Consider the following 3,054-nt stretch of genomic DNA (forward strand, 5'->3'; position numbering starts at 1 on the left):
CCACAGCTCCACGCCGATATCGGAGCCGGGCTCGGAGCGGACACGGGCCACGACCCTGCAAAAGCCGGGATAGCCCGCGACATCCCCCGAAAGGCTGTCGCGCGGTGCCCGCGCAGGAACGATGGCCGCACTTTCGATGCTCGTATCGGCCAGCGCAAGCCGTGCAAGCGCCGCGCAGCGCGCTGCCGCCGCGGGCCCTGTACCGGCTTCCTTCGCCCAGGCGGCACCGGGTATTGCCGATGCCAATGCCAGTGCCAGCGCCGCTCCCACCGGCGCGGCAGCAGGGCGGCCGACCATTGCAGCCTTCGCCAGGCCCCGTGCGATCGCTTGCTGCGCTGCCATCATGCTGCCTCCCCCTGTTCGTGCCTGCGGATCATCCGCGCCAGCAGCAGGAACAGCCCGGCGCCGATCAGATACATCGGCGCCAGCGCGTAATAGGCTGCCTGCAGGGCATGGTCGCCAAATGCCGGCCGGAAGATGTCGCTCATCATTCCGACATAGGTCGGGCCAAGCCCCAGCCCGATGAAATTCATCACCAGCAACAGCAGCGCCCCCGATATGACTCTCCGTTCGGCGGGAACTTCGCCCTGCACGAAGGTCACTGTCGCCGAGAGGAAGAAGGAATTGAGGAACATCGGCACGATCAGGAACGCGAGAGCGAGCTCCCAGCACGGTGCCCAGACGAAGCCGAGGAAAAAGGGTATGGCCAGAACCAGCGAGGCGGCGGGCACGGTCGCATAGGCGGCCTTGCTGCGCTGCGCATAGCGGTCGACGATCCGCCCCGAGGCATAGATACCGGCGCTCATCGCGATCCCGACGACCAGCGCGTACCAGACCGCGACCTGCTCGAGCTGCATGCCCTTTTCGCGCATCAGGAAAAGCACGGTGAAGTTGAGCATGCCATAGGTGATGAAATTGCCGGCGCCGCTCGCCAATGATGCCGTCAGCAGCAGCGGGTTGCCGAAAAAGCGCGCGATCGCGGTGGCAAAGCCGTCTTCGTGCGACCGTCTCGCTGGCTGGGCAGCCGCCTGGTCGGCCTCGCCGCGCTCGGGCTCCCGGACGGTCCACACCACCAGCACGGCCGTGGCCACACCGATCGCGCCGATGACGTAGAAGGGGATGCGCCAGTCGAACGCTGCCGCCAGTGTCGCGCCAAATGCAACGCCGAGCGCCGAGCCGAGCGGGGGCCCGAGGTTGAAGATCGCCATCGCGGTCGTGCGCCGTTCGCGCGGGAAGGTATCCGATATGATGGCGTAGGATGGCGGCACGCCCCCCGCCTCGCCCACGCCGACCAGCATGCGCGCGACGACCAGCTGGCCGTAGTTCGCCGCCATCCCGCAAGCAGCGGTCGCAGCGCTCCAGATGGCACAGGCGGCGGCCAGGACCTTGACGCGACTGGTGCGGTCGGCCAGCCAGCCCACCGGGATGGCGATGAAGCAGTAGAACAGCGCGAAATAGAAGCCTGTGAGCAGCCCGAGCTGCCCGTCGGTGATGCCCAGGCCATCCTGGATCGGCTTGGCCAGGATCGAGACGAGCTGGCGGTCCAGAAAGTTGAGCACATAGACAAAAGCGAGCATGCCTAAGGTGAGGCCGGCCCGGGACGGGGTACCGGGGCCAGTGCGCGGACCGCCTGCGCCGCTCATGCGCGCCATCCTGCCTGCGCTCGCGGTGCTGATGCATCGATCATGATGGTCTTCCTCTTCCTGCGGCTGATTATCGATCTTGGGCCAGCCAGCCTGGTCTGTTTCGCCCGCCGCCATATCCGGCTGAAACCCGCTGCTTCAACAATGCCGGTGGACGGAACCGCTCACCATAGGCGTCATGAAGAATCTGCTGCACCTGCAGGCACAGATCGGATGTCACGACGTCCATCAGCGCGAAGGGGCCGATCGGATGGCCAAGGCCGAGGCGGCAAGCGGTATCGAGGTCTTCGGGCGTGGCAATGCCCTCCTCGACCAGCTTCACCGCCTCGATCAGCATGGCATGCAGCATCCGGTTGACGGCGAAGCCGGGAACATCGCGGATCCGGACAGGTCGCTTGCCCAGGGTTTCGAGCAGCGCCATCACTTCGCCGGTCACCGCGTCGTCGGTGGCGAAGCCCGGGATGACCTCCACCAGTTCCATGCGCGATACGGGAGAAAAATAATGCGTCCCCAGGAAGCGGGCGCGGCGATGGGCAGGCAGGCAGGCCGCGAGGGTCGAGATCGGCAAGGTCGAGGTGTTGGAAGCGATGATGCACCCCGGTCCGGCCACGGCATCGATCGCGCGCAGGACATCTGACTTGACATCCAGCGCTTCGAACACCGCTTCGGTGATGATCGCGCAATCGCCCATTGCAGCGAGCGTGCTCACCGGCACGATCTGCTGCAAGGCTGCGCTGGCGGCTTCTGGCGCATAGGCCTTGCGCGAAACCCCGCGGGCCACGATGGCGCCGAGCCGCTCGATCGCAGCCTTGAGAGCATCTTCGCTGCGATCGTGCAGCAGCACCTCATGCCCGGCCCGCGCAAGGACCAGCGCGATCTCCGCCCCCATCAGGCCTGCACCGACGACCCCGGCCTTCACGACAATTCCTCCGTGGGCATCGCGCTTTCCCGCTGCCAGCGCCGCGCCTCGTCGATATACCATGGCAAGAGCTCGGGCGTCGCGCTGGCATCGGCATTGATCACCTTGTCGGCAGGCCAGCCAGAAAACAGCCGCTTGATCGGCAGTTCCTGCTTCTTGCCCGACATCGTGCGGGGAATGCCCGGCGCTGCGACAACACGATCGGGGATGAAGCGGGGCGAAAGGCTGGAGCGGATCGCGGCATCAATCGCCGATCGTAGCTCGGCGTCGACCGCCGCCTCCTGGCCTGGCACGACGAACATGACGAGTTCGCTGCCGCCATCGGCGGTGTCGATCTCGATGACCATGGAATCGCTGATGCACGGAAGCTGCTCGACCGCCGCGTAGATCTCGGCCGTGCCCATCCGCACGCCGTGGCGGTTGATGGTGGCGTCGCTGCGACCCGAGATGGTGCAGCTGCCATCGGCATGGACGGTCAGCCAGTCCCCGTGG

The 3,054-nt window shown here is 66.3% G+C and carries 3 protein-coding genes and 1 pseudogene; all 4 read right to left on the bottom strand.

Annotated elements, in window-relative coordinates; all coding sequences use genetic code 11:
- Positions 1–345: pseudogene (locus DM995_RS18790) on the bottom strand (hypothetical protein); the annotation flags it as partial.
- On the bottom strand, positions 342–1,577 hold the full coding sequence (locus DM995_RS18795) for a spinster family MFS transporter (RefSeq protein ID WP_232824554.1): 1,236 nt from the start codon (positions 1,575–1,577) through the stop codon (positions 342–344). The gene DM995_RS18795 and the pseudogene DM995_RS18790, both read right to left, overlap by 4 nt.
- 136 nt (positions 1,578–1,713) lie before the next feature.
- Positions 1,714–2,562, bottom strand: coding sequence for a 3-hydroxyacyl-CoA dehydrogenase family protein (locus DM995_RS18800; protein ID WP_023836089.1), 849 nt, complete (start codon positions 2,560–2,562; stop codon positions 1,714–1,716).
- Positions 2,559–3,054, bottom strand: a 496-nt coding sequence (locus DM995_RS18805; RefSeq protein ID WP_502696621.1) for an AMP-binding enzyme, incomplete at its 5' end; no start/stop codon positions are given. The genes DM995_RS18800 and DM995_RS18805, both read right to left, overlap by 4 nt.

It is taken from the genome of Blastomonas sp. UPD001 (assembly GCF_003426715.1).
In the GTDB taxonomy this organism is placed as follows: Bacteria; Pseudomonadota; Alphaproteobacteria; order Sphingomonadales; family Sphingomonadaceae; genus Blastomonas.